Source organism: Sulfitobacter sp. CB2047, assembly GCF_000735125.2.
In the GTDB taxonomy this organism is placed as follows: Bacteria; Pseudomonadota; Alphaproteobacteria; order Rhodobacterales; family Rhodobacteraceae; genus Sulfitobacter; species Sulfitobacter pontiacus.
The window spans coordinates 542,962-560,500 of record NZ_CP072613.1; the positions used below are offsets into that span (position 1 = coordinate 542,962).

The following is a 17,539-nucleotide window of genomic DNA, read 5'->3' on the forward strand; positions in this document are numbered from 1 at the left end:
AGATAGCGGTGCTGCAATAGAAGTGATGGAACGGGCGCGCAGGGCAGGCCCCGCGGCAGGCTATTCCGGCGGATCTACCCGCCCGCGCAGCGCCTTCACCTCGCCCCGCGTCTTTTTCGCCTTCAGCCGGCGTTTCTTCGAACCGAGCGTGGGGCGTGTCGGGATACGCTTTTTGGGCGGCTTCAACGCGGCGGTGATCAGTTCCTTCAGGCGCTCGCGGATAATCTCGCGGTTGCGGACCTGACTTCGGGTTTCGTCACATTGCAGCACCAAAGCGCCCTCGGTCGTCCAACGACGGCCCGCCAGTCTGCGCAGACGGTTTTTGACCGGCGTCGGAATAGAAGGGGAGGTCGCGGCCTCGAACCGCAGTTCCACGGCGCTTGAGACCTTGTTAACATTCTGACCGCCGGGCCCGGAGGCACGCATGAAGCTTTCCGTCAGCTCCCAGTCCTGAATGGCAATCTCGTCCGTGATCCGCAGCATCAAACTCTCCTTCATGGCGACTATCGCATCGCGCAGACCCAAGGGAAAGGGGAACGCCCAGATACGAAAAGGGCCGCCCTGGTGCGGAGCGGCCCAATCGAAGGGTTTAAGGAGGTGGGATCGGTTAGATCGGCGATCCACCCGGGTTGTTTCAACCGTCAGGGGCTGCCCTAACGGGATACCTCCCAAGCTGTTCCGACACCTCGCTCCAATACCGTTCTTGACACTGGATCACCTCCTTTACATTTGTTGAACTCACTTGAAGACTGGCACAGTAATCTGAAAACGCAAAACGTTTTCTGCAGCCGTCCCGGTTCACAAAAGGGTGCCTATCAACTGCGGGTCAAAAGTTGTGCAGTGATGATGCGGAAGGGGATCAGGGCAATCAGCGCAATCCCGAGTTTCACAGACCAGTCTGCAACGGCCAGCGATACCCAAAGCGGCGCGAGCGGGCCGCTGCCGAGCAATGGCAACATTTCGGCCGCCCAGGACACATCGGTTGCAGGATGCAGGAACGACAGGACACCGGAAAATGAGATCGAGAAAAATAGCAACGTATCAAGCGTGCTGCTGACCAGCGTGCTGGCCAAAGGCGCACGCCACCACGTGCCATCGCGCAGCGCAGAGAAGATCGCAACATCGACCAATTGCGCCACGAGGAATGCCACACCGGACCCGATCGCGATGCGTAGGGTCACCAGCGGCCCGAATTCGCCCATGATCTGTGTCCCGATCAGCGAACAGACCAGCCCCACGACAAAGCCTACCAGCACGACACGGCGCGCGGCATCCTTGCCGTAGACGCGGTTCATCACGTCGGTGACCAGAAACGCCAGCGGATAGGTGAACGCGCCCCAAGTCAGCCATTGGCCAAAGAGGAACTGAACAAGAATGTTGGAGGCCACAACGATGGCGGCCATGGCAAGAATGCCGGGAAGGTAGGTGCGTGTCATATTTGAAACCGTTTTTTGCAAGGGTGCGGCGACTTGGCCTTCGGGGATCGCAGACGTCATGCGTTGTAGGGAAGGCGGGGCACCCGCGCAAGCTATTGCGTTATCGTCAGCTCGATCACCTGGGTTTCCTGCACGGAGAGGAAATTATCGTCTGATATCATCATCACCCGCGTGCGCCCAATGGCGTCGCGCCAAACGGTCAGCGCCTCTAGATTGTCATATCGCGCGGGCAGGGTTTGCAGCAGCGTCACCGCGCTGGCCTGATCCCCAGAGAGTTCGATCCGCCGCAGGCGCGTGCGAAACCCCAGCGGGGTGACCGTACGCTCGAGCAGATACAACCGCCCTTCATCGTCGAAATCCGCACCCACGGGGACAAAGGGGCTGTCATTCTCGAGGTAGGCCGCGATGCGCCACGTGCCGTCTTGGTATTTGTACAGCGGGATCTGATCGCCGCGGTTATCCTCGGGCAAGGCATAAAGCGCGCCCGTTGCATCGACCGCCAAAGCTTCAAACCCGGCATTGTCGCGCAGCAATGCGTCCTCGGGCGGGGCGATGAACTGCAATGGGGTGCCGTCGGCAAGGTTGGTACGCGCGATGCGATGATCGCCTTCGTAGCTGATAAAGATGCTGCCATCCGGCGCAATCGCCAGACCTTCGGCGTCGGCCTCGGGTTTGTCCATCACCGCGCCGTTCTTATCGCGCAGCGCGACGGAATGGATGATCTCCATCCCCGTCAGCGTGCCAAGCGCGTCGCGCGACAGGTCGGCCACGATAATCCGCCCGCGGTCACTGATCGCGGTAAGCTGTTTGCCATCAGCGCGCATCTCGACACCGGACAGGCCACCGAACCAGGGCGCGTCATGCTCCCACGTCAACTGTTGATGCTGCGCGATAGGGCCATTTGCACCCGCCGCAAAAGCAGCGGAGGCAAAGCCGAGGGCAAAAAGGATCTGTAGCAAGCTTAGTTCGAATCCAGCACGGATTGGCATTGCGCTGGCAGGTCAGCAAGCAGCAGTTCGCGCTTTGGCTTGCGCTTCGGCGCATTGGGGTTTGGGGGGGGCGGGTTCAGGATATTCGCCTGCCACTGACGCGCATCGGCGCAGCCGTCGCCCGCAGGGGGCGGATCCTGGTTGACGCAGCCGGTCGCCCCTTTGGGGCAGCTTAGCCGAACGTGGAAATGATAGTGGTGCCCGTACCAAGGACGGATTTTGCGCAGCCAGCTGCGGTCGCCCTTTTCATCGGCACACATCTGCACCTTGGCCCCGGGGAAAACAAAGATGCGCGCCACGCGGGGATCAGATGCCGCGGCCTTGAGCACCTGATGGTGCTGCGGGGTCCAGCTGCTGTTCACATAGGCACCGCTGGCCCGACGCATGGAGATAGAGGAAATACTTTCACGCTCTGCCCGGCTGAGCGACAGCGACTTGGGCGGAAGCATCCAGAAATCGGCGTCCAGACCCATCTGGTGACTGGCGTGCCCTGTCAGCATCGGGCCGCCACGGGGCTGGCTGATATCGCCGACATACAGCCCTTCCCATCCGGGTTGCTGCGCGGCCTTCGCGCTGAGCGTTTTGATGTAATCGATCATCTCCGGGTGGCCCCAGTTGCGGTTGCGCGACAGGCGCATGGCTTGCCAGGTCGGCCCCGTTTCCGCCAGTTGTTGTGCCCCCGCGACACAGCCCTTTGAATAGCTGCCGTAAGCGGCGGAAGACTGCCGTGACCCGTCGGCTTTCGCGCCAAAAAGCTTCTTGGCCTGAATGTTGCTGCGCGCGCCCCCCGACGACCCGATGGTCGGCAGGATTTTGGACGCTTCCGCATTCGGCTTGGACGGTGACCCGCCGCAGGCCGCCAGCGTGAGGGCTAGCGCGGTACATGTGAGGATTCGTGTCAGGATCATTTCGCGAAATCTCCGTTCGGTTTCACCCAGACTAACAGAACCAGGCCGATGATGAACAGCCCTACGACAGGGGCGATCCCGATCCGTTGGCTGCCGGATACGTCGCTAGCGATGGCGATCAGCGCAGGGGCCAGAAACGAGGTCGCTTTGCCTGACAGCGCGTAAAGGCCAAACGCCTCTGTCATGCGGTCGGGGTTGCCCTGACGGGTCAGCATATTGCGCGACGATGCCTGCAGCGCCCCGCCCGCCGCCCCGATCAACGCACCAGCGATGTAAAAGGCGATGTCGGGCGCGGAGGATCCTTCGGCCAGCGTGATGCCCATAATCGAGTTGGGCGTCAGCGAGATGATCAGCACGGCCGTTGCAATCAGGATCAGACAGCATGTTACGATCACAGGCATCGGCCCGATCGCACGATCCACACGCCCGCCCACCCAGCAGAACACCGCGCCTGAGATCGCGGCAAGTATCCCGAAGACGCCGATATCAATAATGCTCCAGTTCAATACGCCAAGCGCGTATATCCCGCCGAATGTGTACATTCCGTTAAGCGCATCGCGGTAAAACATGGATGACCCCAAATAGGCCAGTAGCGACGGGTGACGCGGCAGGTTCTTGAGCGTGACCCACAGATCAGAAAGCCCTTGCCCCACGCGGTACCGCGCCGCGCCGGTCACCGGCGTATCGCGCACATAAAGAAAGAAGGGGATCATAAAGACCGCGTACCAGATTGCGGTCAGCGGCCCGACGATGCGCGTATCGGCTTTGGTCGTGGGGTCCAGCCCGAAAAGCGGGCTCAGCCCCGCCATCGTGCGCCCGTTGCTGCCCGCCTGAAACAGCGCGATCATCACGATCAGCGCCACGACACCGCCCACATAGCCAAAAGCCCAGCCTGACCCCGACAGCCGCCCGCGCTCTCCCGGGTCGGGATGCAGCTCTGGCAGATAGGAGTTGGTGAAAATTGTCGCGAATTCCATCCCGATCAGGCCAATGCCAAAGAAGAACAGCGCCCACAGGACCGAGAAATCTTGCGGCGCGGTCCACCACAGCGCGGCTGACCCCACCACATAAAGCCCCGAAAACAGCCAGATCCACGGCATCCGTTTGCCCGATGAATCAGCCACCGCCCCAAGTGTCGGGGCCAGTATCGCGATCATGATCCCCGCAACCGTCAGCCCGTAGCCCCAATAGGCCTGTGCCTGCGCCTTGGCCGCATCCAGCGCCATGCCGCTATCCACAAGATTTGCCGTTGCTGTTTGCGCGAAGTAGGGGCCGAAAATAAACGTCAGAAGAAGCGTGTTATAGGGTTGGCTGGCCCAGTCAAAGAAATACCAGCCCCAGATTTTCTTGCGCGCTGACGTGGCTGCCATGACTGCTTTCTCCTGTTTTGACGGACGGTAGTGCAGCAGCCCTACGCGGCGCAAGAGCGGTGTTGGGCGCAACGCTAGCGTGAACTGCCCATCAGTATGTCACAAGACATGTCAAAAGGGTCGCTTTTCAAATCCTTTTTGCCTACACAGGGTGCCAACGTTAAGAATGTTTTGGATAATTTTACGAGGCTCCGTATGTCGATGATCCGGCTTTTGTACTTCAGCACCGCAGTTCCTTCGGTCTCTAAGGCGGATGTTGCCGACATATTTACCGTCGCTGTGCGCGAGAATGAAAAACACGGTGTCACCGGTGCCTTGGCCTACAACGGACGCAACTTTTGTCAGGTGCTTGAGGGCGAAGAAGCCGCCATCCGCCAGTTGATCGAAAACATCCAGAAAGACAGTCGTCACAGCGGCTTCAAAATCCTCGACGAAAAGCCGATCGAGACACGGCATTTCGCCGATTGGTCCATGCTTCAGGTCGATAGTCTGGATTTTTCTGTCGTCATCAACGCGATGCAAGCGTGATGTGATGCGATTTTACCAAGAGCGGCGGTGCCAAGGCGCTGCCGCTCTTGTTCTTTGATGCCAGCGCACCTACTTTCGCGCTGTGCAACGAAAGGCCCCCTTATGACATCCCTGTTTCAGATCCTGATGCTTCTGCTGAACATCGTTTGGTTCATCATCATCGCGCATGTCATCATGAGCTGGCTGATTAATTTTCAGGTTTTAAATCTTCGTCAACCTTTGGTGGCGCAAGTTTGGGATGGGCTGAATCGCTTGTTGGAGCCTGTTTATGGGCGGGTCCGCAGCTTTCTGCCGCAAATGGGCGGGCTTGATCTGGCACCGCTGGTCGTTCTGATCGCCGTTGCCGTTTTGCGTATCCTGCTGATCAACAACGCCGCGCTGTTCTACTGATCGGGTGGCTGCTGGGGCAAAGACCCCGCTGGACGCACAGGCAGGGATTGTTCCCCGCCCGCGACTATGAGATTCTGCAAACTGCAGGTTAGATACAGTTGGGTTTTTCATGTCAGGCGCTGCCACGCTACTTCGTGATGTCTTTGGATTTAACGGGTTCCGCCCCGGCCAGCAAGAGATCGTAGAGGCCGTTACCGCCGGCGAAAACACATTGGCCATCATGCCCACGGGTGGTGGTAAATCTCTTTGTTTCCAAATGCCTGCACTTTTGCGCGACGGGGTGACGGTGGTGATATCGCCGTTGATTGCCCTGATGCGCGATCAGGTCCGCGCGCTGCAAGAGCTTGGCGTCGGGGCGGGGGCGCTGACCTCTGGCAATACGCCAGAGGAAACCGATGCCGTGTGGGAAGGGCTTGAGGCCGGGACGCTCAAGCTGCTCTACATGGCCCCCGAACGGCTCGCTGCCGGGTCGGTTACGGGCATGCTCAAACGGGTTGGCGTATCGCTCATCGCCGTGGACGAGGCGCATTGCGTCAGCCAGTGGGGCCATGATTTCCGCCCCGATTACCTGCGCATCGGCGAATTGCGTCGCACGCTTGACGTTCCGCTGGCCGCGTTCACCGCAACGGCGGACACGGAAACCCAAGCCGAGATCGTTCAGAAACTATTCGACGGTGTCCCCCCGCGCGCCTTCCTGCGCGGGTTCGACCGGCCCAATATCCATCTGGCTTTTGCGGCCAAAAACGGGCCGCGCGCGCAGATACTGAACTTTGCGTCAGGGCGTAGGGGGCAGTCGGGCATCGTCTATTGCGGAACGCGGGCCAAGACCGAAGGGTTGGCCAAAGCGTTGCGCGACGACGGGCATCTGGCACTGCATTATCATGGCGGGATGGAGGCGGACGACCGCCGCACCGCCGAACGCCGTTTCCAGCAGGAAGACGGGCTGATTGTAGTGGCGACAGTGGCCTTTGGCATGGGCATCGACAAGCCGGATATCCGCTGGGTGGCCCACGCCGATCTGCCGAAATCCATCGAAGCCTACTATCAAGAAATCGGGCGGGCGGGTCGCGATGGTGCTCCGGCCGAGACGCTGACGTTGTTCGGCCCTGATGATATCCGTTTGCGCCGCAGCCAGATCGACGAAGGGCTCGCCCCACCCGAACGGCGCGCCGCTGATCATGCACGGTTGAACGCGCTGCTGGGGCTGGCCGAAGCATTGGCGTGTCGCCGTGCGAACCTGTTGAAATACTTTGATGAAACCGATGTCACCTGTGGCAATTGCGACCTTTGCGATACACCTGTCGATGTGTTTGACGGGACCACCGCCGTGCGCAAGGCGCTGTCGGCGATGCTGCGCACCGAGGAATGGTTTGGCGCAGGCCATCTGATCGACATCCTGTTGGGCAATGAAACCGATAAAATCCGTGAACGCGGGCACAGCGATTTACCGACCTATGGCGTGGGCAAGGAATATGACAAACGCGAATGGCAGGCGGTGTTCCGGCAAATGATGGGGCACGATCTGGTGCGCCCCGATGCCGCACGTCACGGTGCGCTGCGCATGACCGATGCCGCATTGCCAATCCTGCGCGGTGAGGCGTCGATCTCTCTGCGCCGGGACAGTATCCGCGCCGCCGCATCGCAGCGCCGTCCTGCGGTCAAGGCGATGGTCAGCGACGAGGATGCGCCGCTGCTCTCTGCGCTCAAGGCGAAACGCCGCGGGCTGGCAGAAGCCGCAAAAGTGCCCGCCTATATCATCTTTAATGACCGCACCCTGATCGAGATGGCCGAGAAACGCCCGGATACACTGGACGCCATGGCCCGTATCGGCGGGGTGGGGGCCAAAAAGCTCGAGAATTTTGGCGATGCGTTTCTAGAGGTGATCAACGGGGCCGCCGCCGAGATGCACCCGACGCGGCGCAAGCTGGCGGGGCGCGCGGCAGGATCGGTGTTCGATCAATTGCGCGAAGTGCAAACCACCTTGTCTCGCGGGGCGGATGGCGGCGAAAAACCGTTGAGCTGCTCGACCTCGCTGCTGGCAAAAGTGGCGCAGCTGCACGCGCCGAACCTTGATGCCATCGAACGCATTTTGGGCGAGAAACGCACCGAAAGGTTTGGCCCCGCATTTCTGGACGTTTTGCAGCAAGCGGGCTAGCTCTTGCTGCGACCAAAAAAGGAATATCCATGCTGACCGTTATCTCTCCCGCCAAGAAAATGGACTGGACCCCGCGCGACGTCGCTATGACGACGCCCGACCTGCAGGAAGATGCGGTCGCCTTGGTCAAGGTGGCCCGCGGGCTGAGCGTTGGTGATCTGCAATCATTGATGCACCTGAGCGAGAAACTGGCCAAGCTGAACCGCGACCGTTTCACCGCGTTCGAGGAAAATCCGTCCCCCGATGCTGTGCGCCCCGCTGCCTTTGCCTTTGCTGGTGACACCTATCAGGGGCTGGAAGCGACCAGCCTGGACCCTGATGAACTGGACTATGCCCAAGACCACCTGCGCATTCTGTCGGGACTTTATGGTGTGCTGCGTCCCTTGGATGCCATTCAGGCCTACCGGCTTGAGATGGGCAGCCGATTGAAAACCCCGCGGGGCAAATCGCTGTACGACTATTGGGGCGCGCGTCTGTCCGAAGCGTTGAACGAACAGGCGGAACAGACCAACAGCAAGGTGTTGGTGAATTGTGCCAGTCAGGAATATTTCGGCGCGGTCGACCTTAAGGCGTTGGTGCCGACGGTTGTGACACCACAGTTCATGGAAGATAAATCGGACGGCAAAGGGCCCAAGATTGTCAGCTTTTACGCCAAGAAAGCCCGCGGGGCGATGGCGCGTTTCGTAGTGCAGAACCGGCTTACCGACGCCGAGGCGATCAAGGATTTCGATATCGGCGGATACGCATGGCAGAAAGAGCTGTCGACGCCGGAAAAACCCGTATTTGTGCGGCCCTATCCCACCAGCTGACCCTCCAGCGGGAAAGCCGCGTTGGGGCAGTAACGGTTAAGGAGCGCCACAAGCTCCGCCTTGCGCAAGGGTTTGGTGAGGAAATGATCCAGCCCGGCGGCGAGTATCCTTTCCTTTTCGTCCTGAATGGCATGTGCTGTCAGCGCGACAATCGGGCAGCTGCTTGCCCCGTCTTCCAGCGCACGAATGGCGGCGGCGGCGTCTTTTCCATTCATCTTGGGCATAGAGATGTCCATGAACACCAGATCGGGCCGGAAGGTTTCAAACAGCGCAACGGCCTCTTGCCCGTTGGTGGCAAGTTGCAGGTCGATGTTCAGCCGTTGCAGCATCTTTCGAAGCACCAGACGATTGGTCTTATTATCCTCGGCCGCCAAGACCCGCATCGGGCGGGTACCAACAGGCACCGGCTGCATCGTTGACACTTCGGCCAGCAGCTCGGTGACACTAATCGGGTTCTTCATGATCCGGCGCACGCTCGTATCATCCATACTATCGCGAATTTTGTCGGGCGTCTGACTGTACAGGATTACCTCGGTCGCGGGGTCGGAGCCATGTACAGCGCGGGCAAATTCGATCCCGTCCATATCGGGCAGCGTGTCGTCGACAAGCAGCAGATCAATACTGCCGTCCAGCGCGGCCAGCCCCGCTTCACCGGTGCCACAGGAAGTCACGCGCACACCGATATGTTCCAGATTGCGCTGCAAGATCGATCGGCAGATCGTTTCCCTTTCGACAATCAGGACATGGCGCAGGAATGGGGGGGGCTTAAGCGGCGGCGCGGCACTGTCCTCTTGGGCCTTCAGGGGCAATTCGAAGCCGAAGCACGACCCAACCCCATGCTCTGACGTGACCCAAATCTCGCCCCCCATCAGTTGTACCAGACGTTGGCAGATAGCGAGCCCCAGTCCCGTCCCCTCTGCATTGGGGCTGGGGTCGCTGCTGGCTTGGGTAAATTCCCCCATGATATGTTCAATCATGTCCGGCGCGATGCCGATGCCCGTATCCTCGATGGAGATTTTGATCAGTACGTTGCCAGAGCCCGCGTCGGGCAGCCCCGTGGCGCGGATCAGGATATGTCCATTTTGCGTAAACTTAACAGCATTTCCCACCAGATTGGTAAGTACTTGCCTGATGCGCCCTGCATCCCCGACCAGTTTGCGCGGCAGAAACAGGTCGTAATCCAATGCGAGGTCCAGCCCCTTTTGCACCGCAAGGGGCTGTAAAAGCAGCAGTACCTCTTGGAAGACACGTTCCAGATCAAAGGGGGCGGGGTGGATGCTCAGCCGGTTTGCCTCGATGCGCGAGAAATCCAGAACGTCGTTGATGATGACCAGCAACGCTTCACCAGAGGTCTTTATGGTGTCGACATATAGGCGTTGGTCTTGGGTCAGCGCGGTATCGCCAAGCACCTCCGTCATGCCTACGATCCCGTTCATCGGTGTGCGGATTTCGTGACTCATCTTGGCGAGGAAAAGGGATTTCGCGCTGTTGGCTGCCTCGGCCGTGGCGCGGGCATCGACGAGCTTGCGTTGGTATTCCACGGTTTCGGTAATGTCGCGAGCGAGTGATACGATATCACCGCCTTTTCCCCTTTGATCGACAATCTTGATATATGCGCCATTCCAGAGCTTTATGATGATGGGTGCCGGGGCCTTTTGCTGCGATCGCAGAAGCATCTTGGCGCGCCATTCCTCTGGTGTGCGGCGCCCGATGTTTACGATCCCTTCATCGGTGAGCACACGCAGGATGGTGGAATAGCTGACACCCGGACAGATGGCATCAATACCGTCGAACACGGCCAGATAAGACCGATTGGCCATGATCATTTCATTGTCTTTGTTGAAAAAGGCAAAGCCGTCGTGGATGGTTTCGACCGAATGCCACAGCCGGCGTTGGGTCAGTTCGATCTGTTCCCGCGCGGCACATAGATCGGACATCACCCGTTTGTTTTCGCCGCGGATGTTTTCAACCTCCGCCCGTGTTTCAGAAATCTCGACAGAGACATTTTGCGCGTGGTCATCCAGCTTGCGGTAAGCGGCACAAAGCTCTGCCTGGGTTTGTTCAAGCAGCGCTTCCACCTCTGCGCGGCGGCGTTGTTCATGGGCAAGCTGGTCAGCTGGTTTCATCCAAAGCTCCGAATCCCTCCTATCGGGGGGATCATGGGGGGCTTGGGGTGAACAACTGCTTAAGCGTTGCGTGATTTATCGGGCGGTGGCGTTGTTTTTAAGGTTAACGTCGCCCTTCGCGCAGCCATGCTGCAAGGATTAGGGCGCTGCCCAGCAACAGGACGAGCCACGCGGGCAGGATCGGCATCTGCCGCACGTCACGTGTTTCATAGGCGTTGCGAGGGGTCAGACCGATCCATCCACGTCCGGCCGCGGGGCGCCCGACACGTATGTCGCGGAGGCGGGGCAGGCCGTCCTCGATCCGCGCGACACCACCGCGCAGGGGCGCAAGGACGGGGGCGAGGGTTTCGTCGCTGGCAATCGTTTCCACAAACTCCCGCGGGGCGGCAGGGCCCAAACCGATCACTGTGCTTTGGTCGCCATTCTCCAGTCGGTAAAGGCCAATCTCGGGGCCTTCGTAAACCCCTTCGAAGACACCCGGCGTGGCTGGCGAAAGCGTGATCTCTGCCGTGCTGCCATCGGGGTTGGTCAGGGTGACAGGCGGGATGTCGTCCCTCAGCGTGCGACGGGTGATGCGCATGGTCTGGCCTTCGGCTGTGGCGGTCAGGGCCTCTTCCTCAAGTTCGGGTTCTTTCATCATCCAGTGGGCCAAGCGTCGCAACAGCTCTAGCTGCGGGCCGCCACCTTCATAGCCACGGTTCCACAGCCACGCATGATCAGACGCCATGAGCGCAACGCGCCCTTCCTCCACACGGTTCAGGATCAGCAGCGGCCGGTCATCTTCGCCGGTCATCACCACATGTCCCAAGGGATCGGCCACATCGATCTGCCGCAGCCAGCGTCCCCATGTTTCCTGTTCGGGCAAGCCGCTGGTCACCGGATGGCGGTGCCCCAGCTCGGACACCAGCGGGCGGTAAGGCTGTTCGATCACCCGCGCGGTCGGCGTGGCGGGCAAGACCTCTCCGAGGGGGGAACGGTAGATGCTGTCGGCGCTGGCGAAATCCGCCCCGGCAGCGACCAGCACAGCACCCCCGCCGCGCACATAATTCGCGACGTTTTCAAGATAGAGCGACGGCAGGATGCCGCGGCGTTTGTAGCGGTCAAAGATGATCAGATCGAAATCCTCGATCTTTTCCATGAACAACTCGCGGGTGGGAAAGGCGATCAACGAAAGTTCGTCCACCGGCACGCCATCCTGTTTTTCCGGCGGGCGCAGGATCGTGAAATGCACCAGATCGACAGAGCTGTCTGATTTCAGCAAATTGCGCCACGTACGCCCGCCCTGATGCGGCTCCCCGCTGACGAGAAGCACCCGCAGGCGGTCGCGCACCCCGTTGATCTGGATCAGCGCGGCATTGTTGCGGTCGGTTAGCTCTCCTTCGGCCTCGGGCAGCGAGAACCGGATCACATTGCGCCCGCCGTGGGGCAGGGTCACGGGCAGTTCCAGATCTTGGCCAACGGGCACGCGGAAGGTCTGCGGCGGCTCCCCATCGACCGAAATTTCAAGCGGGGCCAGCGCGTCTTTTTGCGGGGCGGCCCCAAGGTCGTCGATGCGCAGGGTCAGGGTCACGGGTTCGCCGATGATGGCAAAGGCAGGGGCGTTGCGGACGGACAGGCGGCGATCCCAATCGCTTTGCTTTCCGGTCATCAACAGATGCATCGGTGCGGGCAGATCGACTGGCAGGTCGGCGTCGTGAATGCGCCCGTCGCTGAGCGCAAGGATGCCTGCGATACGGGCGCGCGGCTCTTCGGCAAGCACCTCTGACAGGGCGGTCATCAGCTGCGTGCCGCTATCGCCCTCCCCATCGGGCACAGTCACGCGGCGCAGTTCCGTATTCTCGCGCGCGGTGATCTGTGCTGCCAACGTCTCTGCGGCGGCGGCGGTTTGTGCGGGCCGGTCTGCGAGGGATTGGCTGGCGCTTTCGTCTTCCAGCATCACGACGATATCGGTCAGCGGCGCGCGGTCTTCCTGCTGCACGGAGGGGCCAGAAAGCGCCGCCAGAACGACGAGCATCGCCGCCCCCCGCAGCGCCCAGCCTTGCAACCCGCGCAGCACCGCCAAGGCAACGGCCACCAACGCCAGTGCGGCAACGCCCCATAACATCGGTAGCGGGATCAGCGGGTCGAAGATGATGGTTGATGTCATTGGCCCAACCTGTCCAGCAGCGCAGGCACATGCACCTGATCGGATTTATAGTTGCCGGTCAGCACATGCATGACCAGATTGACGCCGAACCGGTAGGCCAGCTCGCGCTGACGTTCCCCGGCGAAACCGCGCCCGATGGGCACCATCGGCGCGCCGTTCGAGGACACGGCCCAGGCCGCGGCCCAGTCATTGCCACCGATGACAACCGGGCTCACCCCGTCATTCAGATTGCGAAACGGCATCCCCTCTACCTGTTCGGCATCGGGGGGCGATGCCTCTACCCACAGATCGCGCCCGCTGTGTCGTCCGGGGAAGTCCTGCAGCAGATAGAACGTGCGCGTCAGCACGTGATCCGCAGGCAAGGGTTCAAGCGGGGGGATGTCCAGCGGCGCGGCGAGGTCTTGTAGCTTGCGCCCATTGGGGCTGGCGGCCCCGAAGCCCGCGATATTCGCATCACGTGTGTCGAACAGGATCATCCCGCCGGAGCGCAGATAGTCGTTCAACTTGCGATAGGCCGTATCCGAAGGGCGGGGCTGATCGGGGGTGATGGGCCAGTATAGCATGGGGAAGAAGGCAAGCTCATCCCGCTCCAGATCTACCCCGATGGGGTTGGCAGGTTCGACCGAGGTGCGGAAATAAAGCGTATCCGACAACCCGCGCAATCCGGCATCCGACATCTCGTCAACCGACGCGTTGCCGGTGATCACATAGGCCAGCGTCATTTCCGCCGTGGCGTTCAGGGCAAAGCTGTCGTCCGCCTGCGCATCGGCCTGCGTCGGTGCATAGATCAGCGCCGCAAGGATCAGCCCTGCGGCATTGCTGTGCTTGAGCAGCCGCCCCGACAAGGACAGCGACGCGATGACATCAGCGAGCAGCAGCAGGATCGACAGGGACAACAGCCAACCGGCAAGCGGCTGTTCATCGGCCACATCAAGCCCACGTACTGGCACATCCGCTGGCCATGCCGCGGGGGTCAGGGTGGTATCTGCAACCACCACATTGCGCGCAATGCGCCGATCGCCAGAGGCATAGACCCCCGGTTGCAGGTCTGGGCCCGCAGGCGCGGCCATCAGATCAGCCCCGTCCACACCGGGCAGCGTACCCGCGTCAGACAGTGTGCCAAACCCGTCCATCACGCGCAGGGGCGTCCACGTCGTGCCTTGTAGGTCCGAGGCCTCGATACCGGCGGAAGATGAAGAAATCGCTAACCGCTCCATCATCTGCACAAACAGCCCCGACAGCGGCAGCGTCGACCACTCGGCCGTCGCTGTCACGTGAAACAATACGATCTGCCCCTGTCCTACCTGCTTGCGGGTGACCAGCGGGGTGCCATCGCTCAGCGACGCGATCACACGCTCTGCCAGTGTCGGGTCGGGCTGCGCGACGACCTGGGCCGAGACGGTCACATCCTGCGGTATCTCCAGACCGTAGAAAGGAGAGGACTCGCGGAAGCTGTCCAGCGTTTTCGGGGCGCCCCAGCTCATTGCGCCGCCGACACTGCGGCCACCGGCCCGCAGGCGCACAGGCATCAGAGGGTCTTCGGTATCTCGGCTGATGTCGCTGGCGGCGATGCGTGGACCGGCGAAACGCACCAACATGCCACCGGCTTCGATCCAGTCGATCAAGGGGGCCTGCTCTGCCTCCGATAGGGTCGCGATATCGGCCAGTACGATCACATCTGGGTTTGCGGGCAGCACATCGCCAATTCCCCCCTCAATCAGATCGGCGGCGGGGGCCAAGGCCTGTTCGATGTAGTGCAGGGGGGACAGCAGCTCCAGCCCCTCGCGGTTTTCCCGCCCGGCGATCAGCCCAACCTCGCGCCGCCGCAGCGCATCATCCACCAGCGTCGTCGCCCCGGCGGAGCGTTGGCCCGCGATGTCGAAACGCGTGATCCGCGCGCGCAGCTCTGCGGGCAGGGACAGGGCCGCGCTGGCCTGCGTTGATTCTGCTTCGAATGTGGCCGGAACGCTGGCGAGGACGCGGATATTGCCCGCGGGATCACGGCCCTGCGCAGTGATGGTCACCGACCGCTCGGCACCAGCGAGGGCGCGCTTGGCGGTCAGGGTAATCGCCCCGTCCTCATAGGTCGCGGGGGCCAGTGCCAGTACGTCTGCACCAGTCTGATAGACCTCGACGCTGCCCTTGCCCTGAAGCGCATCAAGCATCGCGTCGCGCCCGGCATAGGCTAGCCCGTCGCTGAACCACAGGGTATCGAAACCGCCAAGCGTGTCCGCGATCTCTATCGCGCGGTCAATGTCGGCGGGGGCGGGCTGCCAGGGGGCGGGATCAAACCCGGCCAGACGGCTGCGCCATGCGTCAGCGGATTGAAAGGCGGGTGCTTCTGGTCGGGTAAGGGTCAGAAAACCGACAGTGCGTCCAGCGCGTGCCGCACGGGTCAACTGCGCCTCTAGCGCTTCGGTTTGCTGCGGCCAACGCGTGGCTCCCGCCCAAGACCCGTCGAGCACGATCAGCAGCGGGCCGGTGCCTTGGGTCTGTTCCTCTTGCGGGTTCAGGATCGGTCCGGCCAGCCCGATGATCAATGCGGCCACCGCCAGCATGCGCAGCAGCAGCAACCACCACGGCGTGCGGTCCGACACGCTTTCATCATCGCTCAGCCCAAGCAGCAGCGCCACGCCGGGAAAGCGGCGGCGGATCGGCGCAGGCGGCACCGCGCGCAGGATCAGCCACAGGATCGGCAGCGCCAGAAGCGCCAACAGCATCCACGGCGCGGTAAAGCCGATGCCCCCCAGAACGGTCATGCGGCCCCCCCGCTGCGCGTATCCAGCGCCGCATAGAGCCACAAAAGCGCCGATTGTGCGGTGCTGTCGGTGTGGTGCAGCCCGTATTGCCAGCCAGTCAGGGCACAAAGCTGCCGCAGCTCTGCCTTGCGCGCGGCGAGCCGTTCCAGATAGCGGTCTTTCAGGTCGTTCGCTTTCAAGGTCTCGTGGCGCAGCGTGCCGCCGACGCTTTCAAAGATGGTGCGACCGGTGAAGGGGAAGGCCTCCTCCGAGGGGTCCAGCACATGATACAGCACGCCGCGCACCCCGCGGTCCGCCGCTTTGGTCAGCGCTGTGGTCACCCCCGCAAGATCCCCCATGAAGTCAGAGATGAACACAGCCCGTGCATGGGGGATCATGGCGCGATGTTCCGGCGGGGCGTAGTCGGCGGCGTCGTCCTGACACAGGGCTTCGGCAAGGCGCAGGATCTGCGGCCTGCCGGATCGCGGGGGCAGGGCGCTGCCGGTCAGCCCGACCCGTTCACCGCCCCGTTGCAGCAGGATCGCCAGCGCCAACCCGATCAGCCGCGCGCGGTCGCCCTTCTGTTCCAACGCAGGCGTCGAGGCAAAGCGCATGGACGCCCCCTGATCGACCCAAAGCATGACCGACTGCGCGATCTGCCATTCGCGTTCGCGCACGAACTCGTGGTCCCCCATGGCCGAACGCCGGTGATCAATGCTGCGACGGCTATCCCCGGCCTGTGCCGGACGGTATTGCCAGAAATCATCCCCCACCCCTGCGCGTCGACGCCCATGGGCACCCAGCAGGACTGCACCGGCCAGATGCTCTGCACGGGCCAGCAGCGCGGGCAAACGGGCGGCTTGCTCCTCTGATCGGATGCGAAGGGTGTCGGGGCTGTTCACGCCGCTGCCTTTTTCCCGATCAGGCTGGCAGCGGTTGTGTCAATCAGCGCGGATAGGCTGTCGCCACGAGCGCGCGCCGCGAAGTTCAGCGCCATACGGTGCAGCAACACAGGACGGGCCATATCGATGACATCCTCCGCGGACGGTGCCAGACGCCCCTGCAACAAAGCGCGCGCCCGCACCGTCAGCATCAACGCTTGCGCGGCGCGTGGGCCGGGGCCCCACGCCACGGTATCGCGCACTTGCGGGCTGGCATCAGGCCCGTCAGGGCGGAAGGCGCGGACCAGATCAAGGATCAGCTCGACCACCGATTCACCCACAGGCATCTGCCGCAGCAGCGTTTGCGCGGCCAGCAGCTCTGCCGTGGTAAAGACGGGCGCGGCCTGCGCATCGGTATCCCCTGTGGTGGCCAGCAGAATATCCCGCTCTGTCTCCCGGTCGGGGTAGGCCACATCGATCTGCACCAAAAAGCGGTCAAGCTGGGCCTCGGGCAGCGGGTAGGTGCCTTCTTGTTCAATAGGGTTCTGGGTGGCGAGCACGTGAAACGGATGCCCCAAGGCGCGGTCCTGTCCGGCGACGGTCACGGTCTTTTCCTGCATCGCCTGTAGCAAAGCCGACTGGGTGCGCGGCGAGGCGCGGTTGATCTCGTCCGCCATCAGCAATTGGCAAAAGATCGGCCCCTCGACAAAGCGGAACGCGCGGGTGCCATCGGCGGCGGTGTCCAGCACCTCTGACCCCAGAATATCGGCAGGCATCAAATCGGGCGTGAACTGGACCCGATTGCCATCCAGCCCCATTACCGTGCTCAGCGTTTCGACCAGCCGCGTCTTGCCTAGACCCGGTAAACCGATCAGCAGCCCGTGGCCCCCGCAGAGCAGCGCCGTCAGCGTCAGATCAACGACCCGTTGCTGCCCGATGAAACGCCGGTTGATCGACGCCTTCGCCTCGGCCAGCTTTTCGCCAAGCGTCTCGATTTCTGCTACCATATCGCGGGCTTGGGTCATGACTTTTGCGTCCTCGGGGTTATATCAGTTAGATGTAA

General features: G+C 61.8%; 14 protein-coding genes. 4 read left to right on the top strand and 10 right to left on the bottom strand.

Annotated features, from left to right (window positions below):
• Positions 1 to 60: 60 nt before the first annotated feature.
• The 5 genes from arfB to IV89_RS02590 all read right to left on the bottom strand — a co-directional run bounded on the left by arfB (position 61) and on the right by IV89_RS02590 (position 4,703).
• A complete protein-coding gene (arfB, locus tag IV89_RS02570) occupies positions 61 to 483 on the bottom strand; it encodes an alternative ribosome rescue aminoacyl-tRNA hydrolase ArfB (protein WP_005850506.1) in 423 nt (140 codons plus the stop codon).
• Between the two features lie 332 nt (positions 484 to 815).
• On the bottom strand, positions 816 to 1,436 hold the full coding sequence (locus IV89_RS02575) for a queuosine precursor transporter (protein WP_037942876.1): 621 nt from the start codon (positions 1,434 to 1,436) through the stop codon (positions 816 to 818).
• A gap of 92 nt (positions 1,437 to 1,528) precedes the next feature.
• Complete coding sequence (locus tag IV89_RS02580) at positions 1,529 to 2,395, bottom strand: esterase-like activity of phytase family protein (RefSeq protein WP_037942594.1); 867 nt, start codon at positions 2,393 to 2,395, stop codon at positions 1,529 to 1,531.
• A 2-nt stretch (positions 2,396 to 2,397) separates the two neighbouring features.
• A complete protein-coding gene (gene mepA / locus IV89_RS02585; RefSeq protein WP_005850503.1) occupies positions 2,398 to 3,333 on the bottom strand; it encodes a penicillin-insensitive murein endopeptidase in 936 nt (311 codons plus the stop codon).
• A complete protein-coding gene (locus tag IV89_RS02590) occupies positions 3,330 to 4,703 on the bottom strand; it encodes an MFS transporter (protein ID WP_037942596.1) in 1,374 nt (457 codons plus the stop codon). The genes mepA and IV89_RS02590 overlap by 4 nt, the downstream gene beginning before the upstream one ends.
• Before the next feature lie 201 nt (positions 4,704 to 4,904).
• Here IV89_RS02590 and IV89_RS02595 point away from each other — a divergent pair, with 201 nt between their 5' ends.
• The 4 genes from IV89_RS02595 to yaaA all read left to right on the top strand — a co-directional run bounded on the left by IV89_RS02595 (position 4,905) and on the right by yaaA (position 8,585).
• Positions 4,905 to 5,231 (top strand): BLUF domain-containing protein, encoded by a 327-nt coding sequence (locus IV89_RS02595; protein ID WP_235183734.1) that lies wholly within the window; start codon positions 4,905 to 4,907, stop codon positions 5,229 to 5,231.
• A gap of 102 nt (positions 5,232 to 5,333) precedes the next feature.
• Positions 5,334 to 5,621 (top strand): YggT family protein, encoded by a 288-nt coding sequence (locus IV89_RS02600; RefSeq protein WP_005850500.1) that lies wholly within the window; start codon positions 5,334 to 5,336, stop codon positions 5,619 to 5,621.
• Between the two features lie 109 nt (positions 5,622 to 5,730).
• Positions 5,731 to 7,776 carry a DNA helicase RecQ gene (recQ, locus tag IV89_RS02605; protein WP_037942598.1) on the top strand — a complete coding sequence of 682 codons (2,046 nt, stop codon included), beginning with the start codon at positions 5,731 to 5,733 and terminating at the stop codon, positions 7,774 to 7,776.
• Between the two features lie 29 nt (positions 7,777 to 7,805).
• A complete protein-coding gene (gene yaaA, locus IV89_RS02610; RefSeq protein WP_037942600.1) occupies positions 7,806 to 8,585 on the top strand; it encodes a peroxide stress protein YaaA in 780 nt (259 codons plus the stop codon).
• Here the strand turns inward: yaaA and IV89_RS02615 are convergent.
• From IV89_RS02615 to IV89_RS02635, 5 genes are all read right to left on the bottom strand, one after another.
• Positions 8,570 to 10,711 carry a response regulator gene (locus IV89_RS02615; protein WP_037942603.1) on the bottom strand — a complete coding sequence of 714 codons (2,142 nt, stop codon included), beginning with the start codon at positions 10,709 to 10,711 and terminating at the stop codon, positions 8,570 to 8,572. The genes yaaA and IV89_RS02615 overlap by 16 nt on opposite strands.
• 103 nt (positions 10,712 to 10,814) lie before the next feature.
• Positions 10,815 to 12,857, bottom strand: a complete 2,043-nt coding sequence (locus IV89_RS02620; protein WP_037942605.1) for a membrane protein — start codon at positions 12,855 to 12,857, stop codon at positions 10,815 to 10,817.
• Positions 12,854 to 15,616, bottom strand: a complete 2,763-nt coding sequence (locus tag IV89_RS02625) for a DUF4159 domain-containing protein (RefSeq protein ID WP_037942607.1) — start codon at positions 15,614 to 15,616, stop codon at positions 12,854 to 12,856. Before IV89_RS02625 ends, IV89_RS02620 begins: the two co-directional genes overlap by 4 nt.
• Entirely contained in the window at positions 15,613 to 16,497 is an 885-nt protein-coding gene (locus tag IV89_RS02630) for a DUF58 domain-containing protein (RefSeq protein ID WP_005850491.1), read from the bottom strand. Before IV89_RS02630 ends, IV89_RS02625 begins: the two co-directional genes overlap by 4 nt.
• Positions 16,494 to 17,501 carry a MoxR family ATPase gene (locus IV89_RS02635; protein ID WP_005850489.1) on the bottom strand — a complete coding sequence of 336 codons (1,008 nt, stop codon included), beginning with the start codon at positions 17,499 to 17,501 and terminating at the stop codon, positions 16,494 to 16,496. The genes IV89_RS02630 and IV89_RS02635 overlap by 4 nt, the downstream gene beginning before the upstream one ends.
• Between the last annotated feature and the right edge of the window lie 38 nt (positions 17,502 to 17,539).